The sequence below is a fragment of the Ulvibacterium sp. genome (assembly GCF_965248315.1).
Classification (GTDB): domain Bacteria; phylum Bacteroidota; class Bacteroidia; order Flavobacteriales; family Flavobacteriaceae; genus Ulvibacterium.
Genome location: NZ_CBDFIX010000002.1, coordinates 3024151 through 3044016, shown reverse-complemented (window position 1 = coordinate 3044016; position 19866 = coordinate 3024151). Strand labels below are relative to the sequence as shown.

The 19866-nt window shown below is 42.8% G+C and carries 17 protein-coding genes; 9 read left to right on the top strand and 8 right to left on the bottom strand.

The genetic code is table 11. The features are described from left to right. Positions 1 to 126 precede the first annotated feature (126 nt). The 8 genes from ACP2AF_RS14605 to ACP2AF_RS14570 all read right to left on the bottom strand — a co-directional run bounded on the left by ACP2AF_RS14605 (position 127) and on the right by ACP2AF_RS14570 (position 9416). Entirely contained in the window at positions 127 to 1695 is a 1569-nt protein-coding gene (locus ACP2AF_RS14605; RefSeq protein ID WP_425236889.1) for a sulfatase family protein, read from the bottom strand. A gap of 31 nt (positions 1696 to 1726) precedes the next feature. Then, the gene (locus ACP2AF_RS14600) at positions 1727 to 2845 is read right to left on the bottom strand and encodes a hypothetical protein (RefSeq protein ID WP_425236888.1); all 1119 of its coding nucleotides are present in this window, start codon (positions 2843 to 2845) and stop codon (positions 1727 to 1729) included. Next, positions 2842 to 4644, bottom strand: coding sequence for an FAD-dependent oxidoreductase (locus tag ACP2AF_RS14595; protein WP_425236887.1), 1803 nt, complete (start codon positions 4642 to 4644; stop codon positions 2842 to 2844). Before ACP2AF_RS14595 ends, ACP2AF_RS14600 begins: the two co-directional genes overlap by 4 nt. Positions 4645 to 4812: 168 nt before the next feature. Then, on the bottom strand, positions 4813 to 5460 hold the full coding sequence (locus tag ACP2AF_RS14590; RefSeq protein WP_425236886.1) for a bifunctional 4-hydroxy-2-oxoglutarate aldolase/2-dehydro-3-deoxy-phosphogluconate aldolase: 648 nt from the start codon (positions 5458 to 5460) through the stop codon (positions 4813 to 4815). Continuing rightward, entirely contained in the window at positions 5450 to 6400 is a 951-nt protein-coding gene (locus ACP2AF_RS14585; RefSeq protein ID WP_425236885.1) for a 2-dehydro-3-deoxygalactonokinase, read from the bottom strand. Before ACP2AF_RS14585 ends, ACP2AF_RS14590 begins: the two co-directional genes overlap by 11 nt. Before the next feature lie 145 nt (positions 6401 to 6545). Next, the gene (locus ACP2AF_RS14580; protein WP_425236884.1) at positions 6546 to 7436 is read right to left on the bottom strand and encodes a phytanoyl-CoA dioxygenase family protein; all 891 of its coding nucleotides are present in this window, start codon (positions 7434 to 7436) and stop codon (positions 6546 to 6548) included. A 42-nt stretch (positions 7437 to 7478) separates the two neighbouring features. Next, on the bottom strand, positions 7479 to 8285 hold the full coding sequence (locus tag ACP2AF_RS14575) for an alpha/beta hydrolase (RefSeq protein ID WP_425236883.1): 807 nt from the start codon (positions 8283 to 8285) through the stop codon (positions 7479 to 7481). 12 nt (positions 8286 to 8297) lie between these two features. After that, the gene (locus ACP2AF_RS14570) at positions 8298 to 9416 is read right to left on the bottom strand and encodes an alcohol dehydrogenase catalytic domain-containing protein (RefSeq protein WP_425236882.1); all 1119 of its coding nucleotides are present in this window, start codon (positions 9414 to 9416) and stop codon (positions 8298 to 8300) included. A gap of 328 nt (positions 9417 to 9744) precedes the next feature. Here ACP2AF_RS14570 and ACP2AF_RS14565 point away from each other — a divergent pair, with 328 nt between their 5' ends. From ACP2AF_RS14565 to fucP, 9 genes are all read left to right on the top strand, one after another. Beyond that, positions 9745 to 10593: an AraC family transcriptional regulator gene (locus ACP2AF_RS14565; RefSeq protein ID WP_425236881.1), complete on the top strand. Its 849-nt coding sequence runs from the start codon at positions 9745 to 9747 to the stop codon at positions 10591 to 10593. Positions 10594 to 10787: 194 nt separating this feature from the next. Beyond that, positions 10788 to 10937, top strand: coding sequence for a hypothetical protein (locus ACP2AF_RS14560; RefSeq protein ID WP_425236880.1), 150 nt, complete (start codon positions 10788 to 10790; stop codon positions 10935 to 10937). A 135-nt stretch (positions 10938 to 11072) separates the two neighbouring features. Continuing rightward, positions 11073 to 12092, top strand: a complete 1020-nt coding sequence (locus ACP2AF_RS14555; RefSeq protein WP_425236879.1) for a zinc-binding alcohol dehydrogenase family protein — start codon at positions 11073 to 11075, stop codon at positions 12090 to 12092. Positions 12093 to 12120: 28 nt separating this feature from the next. Then, a complete protein-coding gene (locus ACP2AF_RS14550) occupies positions 12121 to 13773 on the top strand; it encodes a UxaA family hydrolase (protein WP_425236878.1) in 1653 nt (550 codons plus the stop codon). An 11-nt stretch (positions 13774 to 13784) separates the two neighbouring features. After that, on the top strand, positions 13785 to 15224 hold the full coding sequence (locus ACP2AF_RS14545) for a tagaturonate reductase (RefSeq protein WP_425236877.1): 1440 nt from the start codon (positions 13785 to 13787) through the stop codon (positions 15222 to 15224). Between the two features lie 45 nt (positions 15225 to 15269). Beyond that, on the top strand, positions 15270 to 16814 hold the full coding sequence (locus ACP2AF_RS14540; RefSeq protein WP_425236876.1) for an alpha-L-fucosidase: 1545 nt from the start codon (positions 15270 to 15272) through the stop codon (positions 16812 to 16814). A gap of 1 nt (position 16815) precedes the next feature. Continuing rightward, complete coding sequence (locus ACP2AF_RS14535; protein WP_425236875.1) at positions 16816 to 17646, top strand: amidohydrolase family protein; 831 nt, start codon at positions 16816 to 16818, stop codon at positions 17644 to 17646. 6 nt (positions 17647 to 17652) lie between these two features. Continuing rightward, a complete protein-coding gene (locus ACP2AF_RS14530; RefSeq protein WP_425236874.1) occupies positions 17653 to 18447 on the top strand; it encodes an SDR family oxidoreductase in 795 nt (264 codons plus the stop codon). Positions 18448 to 18506: 59 nt separating this feature from the next. Then, on the top strand, positions 18507 to 19835 hold the full coding sequence (gene fucP / locus ACP2AF_RS14525) for an L-fucose:H+ symporter permease (RefSeq protein WP_425236873.1): 1329 nt from the start codon (positions 18507 to 18509) through the stop codon (positions 19833 to 19835). The last annotated feature ends 31 nt before the right edge of the window (positions 19836 to 19866 follow it).

The window sequence follows — 19866 nt, the reverse complement described above, 5'->3', positions numbered from 1 at the left end:
AATTTACGATACTTTTTATGAAATACTCTACAAAATACTATGTCTCAAATTGTTTTGTAAAACAAATTTAAAAGGTCCTAGTCTTGTTTATCAAACACGTTATCATGAGTCCGGATTTTGATATCCCTACTTTAATTCCAGTTGCTGGATTTCCGTATCTCCCATACCCCGAACAGCTTCGAAAGCAGTAATCATCTCCTGCAATTTTTCGGGCTCCTTTTTCGCCAGGTTATTTTGCTGTCCAATATCTTCCTTGAGATGGTAAAGTTGATAGTCATCCGCATTGGCCAATTCAATATTTACATTTGCATTGATTGCCGGCCCCTCATAGGGCGGAATCATTGCCCAATCGCCTTTACGAAAAGCGGTTCTGGAAGTAGCTTCTATTACGAGTTCATCCCGACCGGTTTGGGTTTTACCCAATAAAACATCCGATAAATTCTTACTGTCTTCGGTGCTTTCATCGCTGCCTACCAAAGCGGCCAAGGACGAAAATAAATCCAGTTGGGATACCATGGCATCCGAAACTCCAGGATTAATTTTCCCTTTCCAATAGGTAAGGAATGGGACACGGGTTCCCGCTTCGAACAAACTATACTTCCCTCCTCTTAAGTCACCTGCCGGTTTGTGACTTCCTAATTTTTCGACTGAATCGTCATAATATCCATCATTGACCACCGGACCATTATCACTGGAGAATATAATCAGGGTATTTTCCAATAATCCTTCGGTCTCCAATGTTTTTATGAACTCACCGATTGCCCAATCCGCTTCAACGATAACATCTCCCCTTGGACCCATTCCGGATTTGCCTACAAATCTCGGATGCGGCGTGCGCGGTACATGTGGTTGCTGTAAGGCGTAGTACAAGAAAAAAGGGGTGTTTTTGTTTTGCTCAACGTAGTTTTGGGCCTCTGCTAAAAAATAGTCGGCCATATCCTCGTCTATCCATTTGGCTGTTTCCCCACCTTTCATAAAACCAATACGGGGAATTCCGTTCACAATACTGTTGTTATGTCCATGGTGCCATTTCATTTTTAGCATTTCAGGGTTTTCTAGTCCCGTAGGTTCCCCCGGGAAATTTTTGGCATAATCGACTTCTATAGGGTCATTGGGGTCCAGATTTACTACGTGTCCATTTTCAATGTAGACCGTGGGTACCCTGTCCTGGGTAGCCGCCAAGATATTGCTATAATCAAAACCAACTTCATTTGGACCTGGGGCGATCCGTTTATTCCAATCTACATTTCCATTTCCCAGTCCCAAATGCCATTTTCCGACAATACCCGTTTGGTAACCCTGTTTTTTCAACATCCTTGGAATAGTAGCTTGGGTAGTATCAATTATCAACGGAGCAGTTCCGGGAAGAATCTTTGCCCTTTTGTTACGCCAAGGGTAAATCCCCGTCAACAAAGCATACCTACTAGGGGTACAAGTCGCGGAAGAAGCATATCCATGGGTAAATCGGATACCACCGTTGGCCAACTTATCCAAATTGGGTGTTTTTAACTCGGTTGCACCATAAGCACCCATTTCCCCATAACCCAAATCATCCGCGTATATGATAATAATATTCGGTCTTAAAATTTCGTTCTCTGTTATTTTTTCCGTTTTTTCTTCTTGCTTACAAGCTAGTATACCAACCCATATCAATAAAGAAATAGAAATGAGGTTTTTTTGTCTTTTATAAGCCATATTTATGATTTTATTGCTTTGGGTTTTCATACTATTGTTCCTGTTCCTCCAGATAATTTTTAACCAAATAGGAATACGCTTCACTTTCCGAATCGGCAAAAGAGCGTAAGTTCTTGAGCAATTCCGGAGTATGCTTTTTCGGTGAAAGAAATTCCAGAAATACTGTCATTTGATTCTTTGTTAATGCCCCAAGTTTGGTAGAAACAATATCCGGCACAAATGGCGGAGCACTTTCCAAATGTCGCAATAGCAAACTGCGACTACCAATATCTATCTCCGAAAACACCTCCCAAAATGGTTTTTGCAAGTCTGGCGAGTTCCGATATTTATCCGGCAGCTCTTTGGCAATAATACTTCGTACAAGTGGAACCGCTGTTTTAAAAATTTGCACTAGTTGCGAATGATGTTCAATGAATTGGCTTGGATCCATTCCTTTCAAGGCAAAGAGTTGATAACTGGTATTTTGGCTATAGAGCATGCCCATCAACATATCAGTATTCAAAATCGAAAGGGTATATGCCCTTATTTTGTCCCGAATATTCCCATGGGCCAAATGCCAGGCCACATAACAGGAATAGAGTGCACCGGAAACCACGGATTCCTTTACTTCGGCCACCGTGGCACCGGAAAGTGCATCCACCCCGTTTACATTCCGCATGATAGGCTTTTCTACCAGCTGATCCAGCTTTCTCCTTTTTAATACTGATTTGTCATCGGTCAATAGTTTATGGAGTTTCTCATAATCCGCCTTTTGGAATTCGTCATGGTCGTGCTTGGTCAGCGGAAGTTCCGGATATGTATCAAAACCGGCATATTCACCCAATAAGGTCCAATATAGGCGAATATGCATCAATTTACATTCCCCATCGGCACAAACCGGCGTGGCGATATCCGAAGCGTAGAGCACAGGATCTTCTTTCTCGTTAATCATGGCCGCAACTTCCTGTGCATCGAAGGAATCTACCTCAATGAACAAATCCGCTTTTTTTTTTAATAATCTTGTGCCAGATTTCCATTCCAACAGATAATATTCGGGAGCTCTATCCAAAACCTCGTTGTACGTTTCAGTTGGGAATGATTTTTGAAATTCACTTCCCCCATTTGATAGAAAGAGTGTGAAAACAAATAGGAAGGTCAAAAAAAATTTCATCTCTTCGTTTCTGGGATTTTTTCAAATTTCTGTTCTTCTATTAGGGCCAAATATTCGTTCAGATAACCTGAATAGATTTCCCTGGGACCCACATTGTATTTCTTACACAAGGCTGCCGCCAATCCCACGGCGGCTCCCATTTGCCCGGTAGTACGCATTACCCGAGGACCTCCCAGTCCTGCATGCGAACAACTAAAATTTCTCCCTGCCATGAAGAGATTGGCAATGTTCCGGGAATATAGACTTCTGTAGGGAATATAATATTCCGGAGTTTTGTAAAATAAGGCCTCGGAGATAAAATCAGGATTTTCCTCATCCTCCAGCACCGTTTGATAATGGATATCAACATCCCTAGTCTCTATGACCACCCCGTCCGGAAATTTCCGACCTTCCTTGGCATCCTTGAATGTGAAAATATGGTCTCCCACCAGTCGTCTTGATTCTCTCTTCCCAACCAAATAGGATACCCATTCCAACTTGCGATTGGCATTGGCCGTATCCTGTTTGGCATTATAAAACGAACCATAAATTGCGCGAAGCATGTGATCTCGTATCTCTTCGGCATCATGGATTTGGTGTAAATCCGGTCTACTGAACTCCCATTGCCACTCTCCTGCCACCTTGGCATACCGCTTGGCCACCGGCATTGCCCATGGCACTTCCGGGAACACATGTTCCCGATCTGTTTTTTTGGAACCCCATAGTACCGATGAACCCATAACGGCATTGTCCGGTTCTTTTGGGCTCCAAAGTTCACCGTGTTCCGCCCAATCTTCCCCATAGGTATCTACACTTTCTCGACCATACGAGAATTCGGCTCCTGCCCAATAGCCAATCCAGCCATCCCCAGTGGAGTCTACAAATCGCGGGGCAACAAACCGGATACGTTCCCCTGTGGATGTATGTCGGGCATCAACATATTGAATGGTATCACCCTCGGCTTTGGCCTCATAGGCCCTATGATTGAGAAACAATGCAATGTTTTCATAACTTTTTACATTGTCATCCCGCTTTTTCTGGTCCAATTTGGCATCGACACTTCCATTGGGATAATGCTCCGTATCCAGCTTTTTTAAAATCCGTTCAAAATTCCCATAGATACCCAATGTATGTACCCGAATTTCCTCACTAGCATTGCCGCCCAGGAATGGGCGATCATGGATCAAAGCAACGCGCAAGCCCTGTTCCGCAGCGGCTATGGAAGCGGCGCAACCTGCAATTCCTCCTCCCACCACCACAAGATCATAGGACTCCGTCCTAGGGGGTGCATTGGGTTCGGCTTTAATCGATTTTCTCCACTCGGCCAATTTCTTCAAAGAGGCCGGGGGTTCCTTCTTTACCGTAGAAAAATAAATGGCATCCACCCGTCCGTTAAAACCGGTCAAATCCACCAATTCCAAATCAATTTCCCTAGAAGTGACCGAAACACTATCCACGTATTCCCAACCCCAACCAGAACGAAGTCCTAAGGTCTTTCCGATAAACGTGCCATCAACTTTCAATTGAAATCTCCCCGGAGCCTCCCAGTTACCTGGCACCCAGTTCTTCGTACGGACCCAGATATGATAGCCCCCTCCGGTATCCAAAGTTATCTTGGTCTTCGCATTCTTTACAGGTCGGCCCATACCATGGGCCAATAAAAATGGGGAGCCCATTTGTTGCTCAAATTGGGGGTCTATGACCCATCCGCCCGGGTCATCAAAACTTTCGGCCTCTATCAGTATCTCCTGACCATATACGATGCAAAAATGGAGCACGAAACCTAATAGAAATAGTTTTCTGAATCTAAATGGATGCATGATATACTGAATTAAAAAGTTCTACACTTACCTGAAATTGAGGCTTTATTCAAAATAGACCTCCTAAATGTACGCAATCTCACTCTTGAAATTGTCCTATTGAACTAGGTAAAATAGGAACAAACCCTTTAAAAACCCAAAGAACTTAAAAGCATAGGACGAAATAGCTCAATGGAAAAAGTCCTCCAGTTGACACTTAAGGAAGTTAAAGTGATCCTTTAGACCTTCATAATCCCTATTTTTTATCAATTCCCTGGGGAAAAGTGAACTGCCCATACCTACACCATAGGCCCCTACTTGAAAAAAGGACTGGATATTGTCCTTGGAAACCCCACCCGTGGGCATCAACTTAATTTCATTCAAAGGAGCTAGAATATCCTTTATATATTGTGGGCCAAGTTGCGTGGCGGGGAATATTTTTACTGCCGACGCCCCGAGATTCCAGGCCTTATATATCTCCGTAGGGGTAAAGGCTCCGGGGAAAATAGGAATATTTTTATCTACACATTCTTTTATCACTTCTTCATCCAGAACAGGGGTAACAATGAATTGCGACCCAGCTTCCAATGCAGTCTCCAAGTCATTTCGGGAACAAACGGTACCTGCGCCAATATTAAGTTTTGGAAATTCTTTTCCTAACGTTGAAATAATCTTTGTGGCACTAGGCGTGTTCATAGTAACCTCTAGCGTAGTAAGTCCCGCCTCTTTATATACTTTGGCCACATAAAGAATGGTCTCCATATCCCAACCCCTTATAATCCCAACAATTGGAACTTTTTGAAATTCATCCCACGAAAAAAGTGTGCTATTTTGCATGCAGCAGAAGCATTTTTCTTTGGCCGATCAATAAGGCTCGTTCAAGTATCGTGTCTTCCAAAAGTATCAATTTATCAGAGGGTACAAAAGTTTCAAGGCCCATTTTGTATAATTCGAAAATGTGCTTAGAGGCTGCTAAAAAAACATATTTCCCGACATCTCCTAAATAGGATAGTTCATCTCCGATAAGGAGTCCGCTCAGTCTAAAATAATTACCTTTTGTACCCATGTCCTCAACAACATGCATGGTACGTATGGTCAATAAATTAGGGGTCAAGCCATTTTTAAAGCCCCAATTGAACCCTTCAAGAAAAGCATTTTTTCCGTCGGAATCCAACATTTCAAATTCTATGGAATTTGTCAAAATGCTTTTGTTCATCAAAACCTCAAAAAGCTCTCCTGTCATAAAGTTCTTTAAGGCATAAAAGTTTCCGTTCCGATACGAAATATGTTTACTGTGTGTACCGGGCAATAGCAGTGTTCCCTCTTTATAAGGACTCAAATGGTCTTCCAAGCCCATAGCCTGTACCTCTTCCCCGCGCATCATGCCCGTCTTGCTCCGTACTCCGGAAACCAACAATAGGGTTTGACCATCTTTCAAGAGCATTTTCTCGCAAATAAGACGGGCACCTTTGTTTCCAAAAGGAAGTGCAGCGTAAGGCAGTTCTTTTAAGCCTAGATTGGAGGAGGCCATTCCGGAGGTGACTATCGGTAAATTTCCAAAGTCTTTAGGAAGTTTTTCGATTTCCCCTTCCAAATAGTTCAGGTAAAACTCCTGCCGCCCCAACGAGGTTTGCGCCATGAATGCCGCATGACATTCTTTTACCCCATAGTTGGTCTTATGCTCACCGATTATTTGGAGTGTAGCGGCTTCAACCAATCGCAACCTGAAATTGGTCGTACCCCAATCGCAACTAATAAAATGGGAAACTGAATCCATGTTTTGCAATATACGGTATTAGTCCATCGCGCATCACAGATTCCTTTTTAAATATGGAACAAATCTTATTTGTTGCTGTTGCCAAAATGGCTTTCAGAGTACAAAATGACCATACGGCTCCAAAAGACCTATAGCAATAATTTCACTACTTGGTATCTCCGTCAAATAGTAGAGGAAAAAATTTACCTTCCATTTTACGTCCTTTTGGTATTTGGGGCACCCCTGCTAGAAGTTCATCATTGGTATTACTGATTGTACCATCTGCAAAGACGTTCAAAACAAAGGCTCTGCGGCTTATGTCCGACTTGTTCTCGTAGGAGCCGTGTACCATCAAAGGATGATGAAAAGTGGCATAACCCTTTTTGAGTTCAATGGCCACGGGATTTTTAAACTGTTCTTTTTGCTCCTCACTTAAGTATTCCATCAGTCCATCCATATCTCCCGCCAAGGCCGGGGCATCCAATAATCCCCATTTATGACTTTTAGGAATATAGTGCAGACATCCATTTTCTACGGAAGCATCATCCAGCCCTGTCCAACAGGTTAAATGTTGCATGGCCACTGTTCGCGTCCAATAGGAATAATCTTGATGCCATGCCACTACTCCACCATGTTTTGCCGGCTTACAGAACAGTTGATCATGCCAGAAGCGAACGGGCTTGTTTTCCAATAGTTGATAGGCTGCCATAATAAAAGCGGGGTTCCATAGGATATCGTGAAATCCCGGAGTAATACGCCAATGACCCAAGGAGTGGAACAGAACTGAATTTGGGTCTTCCGATTCATTGCTTTGAAACTCGTAAAACAAATGATTGGCTGGATGGTTGGGGTCAACTACTTCTGCCAATTCCTGGCGCAAGACTTCTACTTGATGATCATCCAACATTTTGATATTCGCCAAATATCCATACTCATGAAAGTGCGAAACCTGTTCCTCACTTAATCTATATTGGTCCCATTCTTCCAATGTTTGCGGCAGCTTAAAAAGATCCGATATTAATCTATGCTCTTCTGCCAAATCCTTCACCGATTCCATAATTTTTAATTTTATGATGTTAACTATTTGATTTTGATTTATTTAAATAATATATTGATCAATTGTACCTCCAAAAAAACGAAGGGTGTCCTTAACATGTTCGCTCCAATATTCCCACTGATGCCCCCCTGGAAATTCTTCGTAAACATGACTTATCCGCTTATCCTGTAATTGCTGATGTAATTTTCGATTGTATTCCAAAAGCAAATCTTCGGTACCACAATCGAACCTCAATTTTGGTAAACTATTCGGATTGTCCTGAATTAAGGACCAAACCGAGTTTTCCCTTTCATCCTCTTGCAGATATCCTTCCAAAGGCTCTTCAACAAACAGTGCCATCTGGTCAAGATCTGTAATGGAAGAATGCGCCGAAATAGCCTTGAACCTTTCCCGGTACTTCACGCCAAGACGTAATGCACCAAAACCACCCATGGATAATCCGGAAATAAACAAAGGAGATTTTTTGTCGACCGAAGTTATATTTGCCATTACGGCCATAGGCACATCTTCTATAATCCATTTTTCAAAGTTATGTCCATTATGAGGCACGTAACCGGAACCATCACCCCATAATCCATCCGAGGGCATTGCTATGACCATAGGTGGAATTTCACCACCTTCCATCATTTGCCAAGCGGACAGATGCACGCCTGCTTTTTGCGTCCACACCCAGGAACCGCCATAAACTCCGTGTAGGAGTATGACCAAGGGAAGATTGGCTAGAGTATCCAATGGGGGTACGAATACGCAAATATCCCCACGGCCCTTTAAATTTGGTGTTTTAACGGTTATATACCTTAGGTTCCCAGTCTCAAAACGCGGATCGGATAATTCGGTAGTTCTGAACATTTATTTTCTTTTCTAGTTAAAAAGGATTACACCTTTGGCATTCTTTCCGGCCAACATATCATCAAAAGCCTGTTGTAGGTCTTCCAAGGGATAGGTTTGGGTGATTATTTCATCCAACTTAAGGATTCCCGATTCGTAGTGGGAAATGATCCTTGGAAAATCACGTTCGGGATTACATCCCCCGTATAAAGGATTAATGTACACTTTGTCCCATTCGAATAGATTCATATCAAATACAATTTCTTGTTCTATTCCACTTACTTGAACGGCGGTACCCGCATTTCGGATCATGGCCAAGGGAGCAGCACCAAGTTCAGGTATGGCAGTACATTCAAAGGCATAGTCGGCACCTCGCCCATCGGTCATTTGTTTTACCTTTTCAGCGGCTTCCAGTAATCCCTTATCGCTTTTATCCGCCTTTAGCAAATGGGTGGCTCCAAAGGTCTGGGCCATTAGCAATCGTTGCTCATTGACGTCAATGGCTATAATTTTGGAGGCCTTATTAATTTTTGCACCTTGGATGACATTAAGTCCTACCCCTCCCGTGCCCAAGACTACAACAGAACTATTTTCCTTTACTTTTGCCGAATTCACAACCGAACCGTATCCCGTCATTACCCCGCAACTGATAATACTGGCGGCAGGAAAGGAAAGTTCCTTTGAAGTGTTTTTTACCACGGCGGAAGCCTTTACCAGAGCATATTCGGATAAGGTTCCGAGGTTGAAGGAACGTTCTATGGGGGTATTCTTCCAGATGGTACCCTCCAATTGGGCGTGGCCTTCGGTATATCCATTGGCCCCGGCCACCACAGGGGAGTTCTTCTCACATATATGTTCATTCCCTTCCTTACATTGAAAGCACTTTCTACAGGGTGTTGCCCAATTTAAAATCACGGAATCACCTACCGTCACATGTTCCACCTGGGCACCAATTTCCGCAACAATCCCTGAGCCTTCGTGACCCATTACTATGGGCTTTCCCCAATTTAGGGAATCATAGTCTGTATGGCAAAGGCCTGCCGCCTTTATCTTAACCAGGACTTCGTCCGGCTTGGGACTGGCCAGGGTAACATGATCTATCATAAAATTACCATCTCCCGTGGCAATTGCACTTTTCGAAAAAATGGGCATTTGTCGCTATTTGAAAATTTAATGAAATTAACCGCTTTGTATATAGTTCAAATTACTTTATTCTAAACATACAAAATAGTATTTCACCGATTGGGCCCTACGTCCAAAAATTCCTTAATGTCCTTCTGAAGCAAAAAAAGCTAGAAAAAGCTCTCCATGCTTCTCTTTTTTTAACCAATAAATAAACTATTCTGTTTATATTATTTATTTTTTTATTTTTTGGCGATAAAATAAAGTAGTATTGGATTAGATTAGTGTTTTTAGCGAACTAATACGGCTAAGTACCCAAGGGCATCAAGTTATCCATTTATCATTTCAAAATCCAGTAATGAAACCCATTTTAGAACCTATCCATCTAGACCAACAAAGGACCATTACGGGATTCTGCTTTGCAAAGAAAAATTTTGAGACGCCCTGGCATTTTCATCCACAACATGAGCTTACCTATATTGAAGAAAGTGTGGGGACCAAATTTATTGGTGACTATGTAGGCCCCTACGAGCCCGGTGAATTGGTATTGATCCGTTCCAATTTACCGCATTGTTGGAAAAATCAGGTTCAACAAAATGGACAGTCCAAATCGGTAGTGGCACAATGGGACAAAGGCATTTTTGCAAGAATACCCGAATTGGACCCGATTTTTAAAATGTTAAGAACAGCTTCCAAAGGAATCATCTTTGATAAAAAAGAAATCGCCCCGCTAATCGCTCCATTCCAGGAGCTGCCCCAGTTAAAGGGGCAAGAGCTGTACATCCGCTTGTTAACTTTGTTGGCAGCACTATCAAAATGCAAATATGAAACACTTTCCGAGGCCAGTTTTACCGATGATATTCCCACAGAGTACGGTAGTCGTATGGCGAAAGTCCATGATTTTGTCAGCACCCATTTCAATCGGAAAATCTATCTCAAGGAATTGGCAGGGCTGGTAAATATGTCCGAACAATCCTTTTCCCGTTTTTTCAGTAAAATGATGGGGCGCCCCTTTTTTACATTCCTCAACGAGTACCGTATTAACATGGCGGCACGCATGTTGCTGGATACGGACCATTCCATTTCGCAAATCGGTTTTGCATGTGGTTATGAAAGTCTACCTTTCTTTTATAGACAATTCAAAAAAATAATGGGGTCTTCACCCTTGGTGTATCAGAAAAACTTTTCCCCAGGCTCAACCCGGTAATAGGCCCAGAACCAGTACACCTGTTATACATCAGCTATAAATATGCACAAATAGCCATTTTTTAGCCCAACTAAAAACTTGGGCTATGGATTCACCGAGATTCATCTATATCTTAAAAGGAAGGCCATAGCACACCATGTAACATCCGCATTACACGAAAGGAAGGTAGACTACGCCTTTATGTGTATTGGTCCGTGGAAAGAAAAATAAATATAAAAACTTTCGGTACGGATAGTGGATATACCAAGGAGATGGATATTAAAAGTGTATACCTTTTGGGAGGCAGCTCCAAGTTGGAGTTTAATCAAACCAAGGACGGACTTTTGGTTTCCAATATGGGATAGAAAACCGAAAACTTCACCTATGTTTTGGAAATTAGGATATAAGCGGATAAAGTAGTTAATTGAGTTAGTTTTTTTTAATTTCGGAGCGCGCACCATTCGGTGCGCTCTTTTCGATGTTGAATTTTAGACCCAAGAATGGATTATATTGTGTGTGAAAAGCCGGGTGAGTTTGTCCTGAAGAAAAAGGACGAACCCAAAAAGCAGGCTGGCGAGGCGCTTCTTAAAGTCAAGAAAGTGGGTATCTGCGGTACTGATCTACATGCCTACATGGGCAATCAAGCATTTTTTACGTATCCTCGAATTTTAGGTCATGAATTGGCAACGCAGGTTATCGAGATCGGTGAAAATCCACAGGGCATAAAACCGGGTGATAATGTGGTAATCATGCCGTATGTGAGCTGTAAAAAATGTATAGCCTGTAGAAATGGAAAGCCCAATTGTTGTACTAACATTAAGGTTCTTGGCATACATACGGATGGTGGCATGCAGGAACGCATTTCCGTTCCGATAGACCTTTTGATACCCGCACAAAATTTAAGCGACAACCAAATGGCCGTGGTGGAACCGCTGGCGATAAGTGCACATGCCATTAGAAGGGCACAATTACAGCATGGCGAAACCATTGTCGTTGTAGGTTGCGGGCCTATAGGCATAGGCATTATGAAACTGGCCCAAATTGCGGGGGCTCGTGTAATCGCTATTGATATGAATCAACAACGACTGGATTATGCCAAAGAGAAAATAGGAATTGATCATACATTATCAGGCGGACCCTATGCAGTCCAAAAAGTTTCTGAAATCACAAATGGGGATATGGCTACCGTTGTTTTTGACGCAACAGGCCACAAGGGAGCCCTTGAATCCGGCACGGATTACATGGCCCATGGAGGGAAATATGTTTTGGTAGGGCTTTCCAAAGGAGAGCTGACTTTTACCCATCCGGCCATACATGCTAAAGAAACTACGATATTATGTAGTAGAAATGCCACTTTGGAAGATTTTGAATATGTAATTTCCATTTTGGAAAAAGATGAATTCCCCATTGATTCCTTTATCACCCATAACGTAGACTATAGCGATATGATAGCCCATTTTGATACCTGGCTTGACCCTAAAAATGGTGTAATCAAGGCCACAGTCGATTTTCAATCGTAACAACTAACAGATTATTGAATTAGAGTTTATGTCAAACACCTTTATACAAATACACCCCAACGACAACATATTAGCGGCTTTGGCAGATTTACCAAAAGGTACCGCAATTGAACACAACGGTAGTCCGTTTCACCTGATAGGTGAGACCAAGGCAAAACATAAGTTTGCGACCCAAGACCTTCAAGTGGGTGATGAAATCTTTATGTATGGTACTTTGGTCGCCAAGGCCATAAAACCCATTGCCCAAGGAGAGACCATCACCACTGAAAACGTGGTGCACGCTTCTTCGGAATATGCAGTGGGCAAGGAAAAGGTGAGTTGGAACACACCAGATGTCTCCAAGTGGAAAGACCGAACATTTAACGGTTACCATAGAGCCGATGGAAGTGTAGGCACTGCCAATTATTGGCTGGTTATCCCAATGGTCTTTTGTGAGAACCGAAATGTGGAGGTGTTAAAATCCTCTCTTTCCAAATCGCTTGGTTATCATACTACGACCGATTTCATAGTGGATACAGAAACGCTAATAAATCAATATAAAAAAGGCGCCTCTACAGATGATCTCCTGGCCACGGAAATCATGAAAACTCCTGAGGAGGTAAAGCGTACGCGTACTTTTCCGAATGTAGACGGGGTTAAGTTTTTGACCCACGAAGGCGGATGCGGTGGATTCCGTTTGGACTCCGACACCCTTTGTAATCTATTGGCAGGATATATTACAAATCCCAATGTGGCAGGTGCGACGGTCCTAAGCTTGGGTTGCCAGAACGCAGAAGTAAAGTTGTTGGAGGAAGCTATAGAAAAAAACAGCCCCAACTTTTCAAAGCCTTTGTATATCCTGGAGCAGCAAAAAAGCGAGAGCGAACGTCATTTTATCGAAGAAGCGGTTAAAAAGACTTTTTTGGGTTTGATAGAAGCCAATAACACGGAACGTGAGCCCGCTCCTTTGCATCACTTGGTCCTAGGATTGGAATGTGGCGGTTCGGATGGTTTTTCAGGAATATCGGCTAACCCTGCCCTAGGATATGCCTCGGATTTGTTGGTCGCCCTGAACGGTACCACGGTCTTGTCCGAATTTCCAGAACTCAATGGGGTGGAACAAGAACTTATCAACCGATGCGAAACACCGGAAAGTGCCAAAAAGTTTGCGGACTTAATGGATTCTTATTCGGCCAAGGCGGTTGCCTTGGGATCCGGTTTTAAGAACAATCCCTCACCAGGAAACATCAAGGACGGATTGATAACCGATGCCATGAAATCCGCTGGAGCTGCAAAAAAGGGAGGAACTTCACCGGTAATGGATGTTTTGGACTATACCGAAAAAGTAACAAAAAAAGGGCTTAACCTATTGTGTACTCCGGGGAACGATGTTGAAAGTACCACAGGTCTGGCAGGTTCCGGTTGCAATGTTATCTGCTTTACCACAGGATTAGGGACACCCACCGGAAACCCTGTGGCCCCGGTAATCAAAATATCCAGTAACAATACCCTGAGCGAACGTATGAAAGATATCATAGATTTTAACACGGGAAGCATCATCACGGGTGAAGCCACCATTGAAAGTATAGGCGAGGAACTCCTGGAATATATTATCGAGGTTGCCAGTGGAGAGGTTGTTCCGGCGGCGGTTCGATTAGGCCAAGAAGATTTCATCCCATGGAAAAGGGGGATTTCCCTATAATACGCAGGTAAATGAACTCATTGAACAGAAGCACATTTTCCGGAAGCTCCTATACGGAAAGAATATTACAATTTGGAGAAGGCAACTTTCTTAGGGCATTTGCCAACTGGATGATCCATGAAATGAACCGAAAAGCGGATTTTGACTCCGGAGTCGTAGTAGTACAGCCTATAGAACAAGGTATGGTCCAAATGCTCAACGATCAGGACGGGCTGTACACCCTTTATTTAAACGGTATTAAAGATGGAGAGGCGATTAGTGAACATCAGGTAATAGATTGTATCCAAAGAGGGATAAATCCTTATGAAAATTATAGCGATTACCTAGCCAACGCGGATAATCCCAATTTGCGATTTATCATTTCCAACACCACCGAAGCGGGAATAGCATATTCCAAAACAGATAGATTGGAGGATTCTCCACAAAAGAGTTTCCCCGGTAAACTGACTGCTCTTTTATACCGAAGGTTTCAAACCTTTGAAGGAAATCCGGATAAAGGTCTTATCCTAATTCCCTGTGAGCTAATTGATAGGAATGGAGATAATTTGAAAAGAATTGTTTTGCAGCACTCCAACGATTGGGATTTAGGCAACGGATTCATTGATTGGATAGAAGAAGCCAATATCTTTTGCAATACCTTGGTAGACCGCATTGTTCCTGGCTACCCAAGGGACAAAATAGAAACTTTGACCCAAGAACTGAGGTACAAAGATAATCTAATCGTGGAAGGTGAACAGTTTCACCTATGGGTCATAGAAGGGCCGGCATCCATACAACAAGAATTTCCGGCCAAAGAATGCGGATTGAACGTTGTTTTTACGGACAATATGGAACCCTATCGTACCCGAAAGGTACGCATATTAAACGGTGCCCACACCTCATTGGTGCCCGTGGGCTATTTATATGGAATAGACAAAGTACGGGAGTCCTTAGAGGATCCTACGGTAGGTGCCTTTCTAAAGGATGCCATTTTCAATGAAATTTGCCCCACTTTGGATTTGCCCAAGGAAGAATTGGACCAGTTTGCCAATGATGTCCTAGATAGGTTTAGAAATCCCTATTTGGAGCATGCCTTGCTAAGTATTTCTTTGAATTCGGTTTCCAAATTCAAGACCAGGGTATTACCATCCATTTTGGAATATATCAAGCGACGAAATGAGCTTCCCAAAAAATTATTGTTTTCACTGGCAGCGTTAATCACCTTTTACAAAGGGGAAAGAAATGAAGCATTCATTCCCCTAAAGGATGATAAAGAAGTCCTGGACTTTTTTAAATCCCAGTGGGCTTCGGGAGACATCTCCTCAATTACCAAAAACACCTTGATGAATACTTCCTTTTGGGGAAAAGATCTTACTGAATTTACAGGGTTATTGGAAGCTGTGGAAAACAATGTTCAAGATATCGTTGCCCATGGAATGGTAACGGCGTTGACATCGCACCTTAAATCGTAGTCATGAAATAACCTTGAGACTACAAAAGACAATAAATTCAAATAAATGAAAAGTTCAAAATTCAAAATTTTCACCTTTCTCGTTGCAATCGGGGTATTGGGTTGTGCTGAAAAAAAAGAGGCGGATTCTACAGCTCTAAAAGATACCTTGACTGTTGAAAAAGAGCAATACGCTGAAGATTGGGCTTCCCTTGGGAAACATAACGAATCGCCCGAATGGTTTAAAAATGCCAAATTGGGCATCTATTTCCATTGGGGCCTTTATTCGGTCCCGGCATTCAAAAATGAATGGTACCCACGCTGGATGCACTTTAAGGACAATGAAGTCTACAAACATCATGTAGAAAAATACGGTGAGCCTTCAGAATTCGGATATCATGATTTTGCACCGATGTTCAAGGCCGAAAAATTCGATGCCGATTCTTGGGCCCAACTCTTTAAGGATGCCGGTGCCAAATTCGCGGGACCTGTTGCTGAGCATCACGACGGATATGCCATGTGGGACAGTAAAATCACACCTTGGGATGTAATGGACACCGGACCAAAACGCGATATTACCGGCGAGTTGGAAAAAGCGATCAAAGGCAAGGATATGAAATTTATAACCGCTTTTCACCATGCCAAAAACCTACAGCGCAGCAGTGAATTAGGAAAAGAGGAACCGTTGAGCCATTATCCCTATTTTGAAGGAATGCCACCAAGTTCCAATGATCCTGACCTACAATTGATGTATGGAAACATGGAACATGAAAAATGGTATAAGGAAGTCTGGCTGGGCAAGCTTAAGGAGGTCGTGGACAACTATCATCCCGACATTGTGTGGTTCGACTATGTTTTGGGAAATATTCCAGAGGAATATCGAAAGGATTTTGCGGCCTATTACTTAAATGAAGCCAAAGAGAAAGACCAGGAGGTGGTCATTGTTCGAAAGCAGCACGACCTCCCTTTGAGTATGAGCGTAGAAGATTTGGAACAGGCCAGAAAAAACGAAGTAGGCACAAAAACATGGATGACAGATGCCACGATCAGTAATGGTAGTTGGTGCTATACCGAAAATTTAGGCGTAAAACCGGCCAAGGATGTACTGCATATGCTTATTGATATTGTAAGTAAAAATGGTGTGCTGCTTTTGAACGTTTCCCCAAAATCGGATGGTACCATTCCCGATAATCAAAAAGATGGCTTATTACAAATGGGTGATTGGCTCAAAAGATATGGAGAGGCCATTTACGACACCGAAGCATGGTATACTTTTGGAGAAGGACCGACCAAAGAGCCGGAAGGCCATTTTGAGAACCATCAGGCCTTCATGAAGCTTACCTATTCCAATAAGGACATTCGTTATACGACAAAGGATTACACCATATATGGCATTGTCCTGGGCTCTATTGAGCCAGCTAAGGAACTTATCCTGGCATCCTTTGCCAAAGAGCGTATTTTGGATGTACCCACTATAGAAAATGTCTCCGTTCTGGGGAGTGATGAGAAAATCGTTTGGAATTATGACGAGGAAAAAGGGCTGACGCTCAAAACACCTGCGGAACCATTGGACGAATTAGCAACCGTAATCAAAGTAACCATATCCCAATAAAATGACTATTGACTCCCATCAACATTTTTGGAAGTACGAACCCGTAAAGCATTCTTGGATAGATGAAAATATGTCCGCCATACGAAGGGATTTCATGCCTTCCAATTTAAAAAAAACATATGACGAAAATGACGTGGACGGCTGTGTGGCCGTACAAGCGGATCAAACTTTGGAAGAGACAAATTTCCTCTTGGGATTGGCCAAGGAGCATTCGTTTATTAAAGGAATCGTTGGATGGGTGGACCTACGTTCCGATGATGTGGACAAAACCCTGGAAGAATATAAGGAACATGAAAAGGTCAAGGGCTTCCGGCATATCGTCCAGGGAGAGCCGGACCATAATTTTTTGTTGAGGGCCGATTTTTTGCGAGGTATTTCATTTTTGGAAAAATACGATTACGTATATGACATCCTTATTTTCCCGCACCAGCTTGGTGCCGCCTTGGAATTTGTAAAACGGTTCCCACATCAAAAGTTCGTAATAGACCATATCGCCAAGCCCTATATTAAAGATGGCTTTTATGAAGGTTGGTCAGTTCTTATGACAGAGATGGCAAAATATGAAAATGTCCATTGTAAACTATCGGGAATGGTTACAGAATCCGGTTATACATCATGGACCCCGCAGCAGATAACGCCTTATATGGATCTGGTACTAGAGGCCTTTGGGCCCTCAAAACTTATGTATGGTTCGGATTGGCCGGTCTGCTTGGTTGCGGGTACTTATGGGCAGGTAAAAAAATTAGTGACCGATTTTATTTCTAAACTCAGCCCCACCGAACAGGAGGCCATAATGGGTTTGAACGCAATACAGTTTTATAATTTAAAGTAAGAATCAATGGATTTAGGCTTAACAAACAAGGTCGTAGTAGTTACCGGTGCCGCCGGTTTAAAAGGTAGTATAGGAGAAACCATAGTCCAGGCCTTGGCCAATGAAGGCGCTATACCTGTTATAGTTTGTCGTAACGACCGTGGTTATGGTTATGAGTCGGCTTTGCAGGAAAGAGGTATCGATTCCATTTTTGTTAAAACCGATTTATCCGATCCGGCTCAAGTAGAAAGCGCAGCAAAGACAATAGGAGATAAATATGGACAAATCGATGCTTTGATTAATAATGTCGGCGTTAATGATGGGGCAGGTTTGGATGCCTCTATTGAAGACTTTATGTATTCCTTGAAATTAAACCTAGTCAGTTTCTTTACCATGACAAAATATTGCCTGCCCTATATCAAAAAGGCAAAAGGGAATATTTTAAATATCGGATCCAAGGTAGCATTGACCGGACAAGGAAATACTTCGGGCTATGCAGCGGCAAAAGGCGGTGTTTTGGGTTTGACCCGGGAGTGGGCCGTTGATTTGATCAAGGAAGGCATCCGCTCCAATGCCATAATCATTGCGGAAAGCTGGACCCCGTCCTATGATTCCTGGATAAAAACGTTGGACAGTGGTGAAGAGAAACTAAAATCCATAATTAAAAAAATTCCTTTGGGAAATCGGATGACCACCCCACAGGAAATTGCGGACCTCTGTTTATTTACCATCTCTAAAAAATCGTCGCATACCACAGGACAGTTTATTACCGTAGATGGCGGATATGTACATTTGGATCGGGCATTGTTGACTGAACAATAGAGGAACAAGGCCTTAAGCCAAATGAACATTATCATATAAAAACCACTAAACTACCCCTTATGAATACGACCCATAAAATACCTGTAGTATCAAAATCGGTACTCGTTCCCTTTATTTTAATTACCTCCCTGTTCGCCTTATGGGGTTTGGCCAATGACATGACCAATCCTATGGTCCGGGGATTTCAAAAGGTATTGGAACTGAGTAATACGCAGGCATCTTTGGTACAGTTGGCATTTTATGGTGGTTATTTCACCATGGCCATTCCCGCAGCCTTATTTGTAAATCGTTTTTCCTATAAAAAAGGAGTTTTATTGGGCTTGGTCCTATATGCCGTTGGTGCCCTTTTGTTTTATCCCGCTGCGGCAAAGGAAAGCTATGGCTTCTTTCTAGCGGCCCTATATATCTTGACTTTTGGGCTGGCATTTTTGGAAACGACATCAAACCCTTACATCCTTTCCATGGGTGCCGAGGAAACGGCGACCCAACGTTTAAACTTTGCTCAGATGTTCAATCCTGTGGGGTCGATTACAGGTTTGCTAATCGCACAAAATTTTGTATTAGGTGCCCTGCAGTCCGATGATACCAATGCCGACGGAACTCCGATTTTTGACACCTTGTCGGAGAGTGCCAAAGCAGTCATTAGAACCTCCGACCTTGAAATTATTCGAAATCCCTATGTTGTTTTGGGTATTGTGGTCGCTCTCTTCTTTGTCCTGATCAGTGTGATTAAAATGCCGCAGAACAAACATCAGGAAACCAAGGTTAACTTTATGGATTCCGTAAGGCGATTATGGAAGCAACCTAAATTTGCCTTTGGCGTCATTGCCCAAGCTTTTTACGTAGGTGCGCAGATCATGTGCTGGACCTTCGTTTACCAGTATGCGGAAACCCTAGGTATAGATGCGAAATCCGCAGTTTGGTACGGATTGGCCGGATATGTGGTTTTCCTGACGGGTAGGACTATCGGTACGGCTTTAATGAGTAAAATAGATTCCGGCAAATTGTTGATGTTGTTCGGTATAGGTGGAATGCTCACTTTGGTCGGGGCCATTTTTCTGCCCGGTATGTTGGGTATTTATTCCTTGGTAGCCACCTCCTTGTTTATGTCCATCATGTTTCCTACAATCTATGGGATTGCCCTTGAGGGTCAAGGTGAGGATGCCAAGTTTGGAGCGGCATTTTTGGTTATGGCCATTGTTGGTGGAGCCTTGTTGCCCTATTTACAAGGATATATGCTTGACTTCGGAGGATTTGGTTATGAAGATGTTACTTTTCTCGGGGTAACCGAAATGCGTTTTTCTTTTGTGCTTTCGTTGCTATGCCTTTTAGTTGTAGCCGTCTATGGCCATAGGACCTATAAGATCTATCATCAAAAAGAAGGCTAAGCAAACCCAGGTTAATATAAATAGCCTGTAA

What these genes read in the sequence shown, in the direction of transcription:
- ACP2AF_RS14605 (WP_425236889.1), bottom strand. Translation starts at nt 1,695, where the DNA reads ATGGCTTATAAAAGACAAAAAAACCTCATTTCTATTTCTTTATTGATA.
- ACP2AF_RS14600 (WP_425236888.1), bottom strand. Translation starts at nt 2,845, where the DNA reads ATGAAATTTTTTTTGACCTTCCTATTTGTTTTCACACTCTTTCTATCA.
- ACP2AF_RS14595 (WP_425236887.1), bottom strand. Translation starts at nt 4,644, where the DNA reads ATGCATCCATTTAGATTCAGAAAACTATTTCTATTAGGTTTCGTGCTC.
- ACP2AF_RS14590 (WP_425236886.1), bottom strand. Translation starts at nt 5,460, where the DNA reads ATGCAAAATAGCACACTTTTTTCGTGGGATGAATTTCAAAAAGTTCCA.
- ACP2AF_RS14585 (WP_425236885.1), bottom strand. Translation starts at nt 6,400, where the DNA reads ATGGATTCAGTTTCCCATTTTATTAGTTGCGATTGGGGTACGACCAAT.
- ACP2AF_RS14580 (WP_425236884.1), bottom strand. Translation starts at nt 7,436, where the DNA reads ATGGAATCGGTGAAGGATTTGGCAGAAGAGCATAGATTAATATCGGAT.
- ACP2AF_RS14575 (WP_425236883.1), bottom strand. Translation starts at nt 8,285, where the DNA reads ATGTTCAGAACTACCGAATTATCCGATCCGCGTTTTGAGACTGGGAAC.
- ACP2AF_RS14570 (WP_425236882.1), bottom strand. Translation starts at nt 9,416, where the DNA reads ATGCCCATTTTTTCGAAAAGTGCAATTGCCACGGGAGATGGTAATTTT.
- ACP2AF_RS14565 (WP_425236881.1), top strand. Translation starts at nt 9,745, where the DNA reads ATGAAACCCATTTTAGAACCTATCCATCTAGACCAACAAAGGACCATT.
- ACP2AF_RS14555 (WP_425236879.1), top strand. Translation starts at nt 11,073, where the DNA reads ATGGATTATATTGTGTGTGAAAAGCCGGGTGAGTTTGTCCTGAAGAAA.
- ACP2AF_RS14550 (WP_425236878.1), top strand. Translation starts at nt 12,121, where the DNA reads ATGTCAAACACCTTTATACAAATACACCCCAACGACAACATATTAGCG.
- ACP2AF_RS14545 (WP_425236877.1), top strand. Translation starts at nt 13,785, where the DNA reads ATGAACTCATTGAACAGAAGCACATTTTCCGGAAGCTCCTATACGGAA.
- ACP2AF_RS14540 (WP_425236876.1), top strand. Translation starts at nt 15,270, where the DNA reads ATGAAAAGTTCAAAATTCAAAATTTTCACCTTTCTCGTTGCAATCGGG.
- ACP2AF_RS14535 (WP_425236875.1), top strand. Translation starts at nt 16,816, where the DNA reads ATGACTATTGACTCCCATCAACATTTTTGGAAGTACGAACCCGTAAAG.
- ACP2AF_RS14530 (WP_425236874.1), top strand. Translation starts at nt 17,653, where the DNA reads ATGGATTTAGGCTTAACAAACAAGGTCGTAGTAGTTACCGGTGCCGCC.
- fucP (WP_425236873.1), top strand. Translation starts at nt 18,507, where the DNA reads ATGAATACGACCCATAAAATACCTGTAGTATCAAAATCGGTACTCGTT.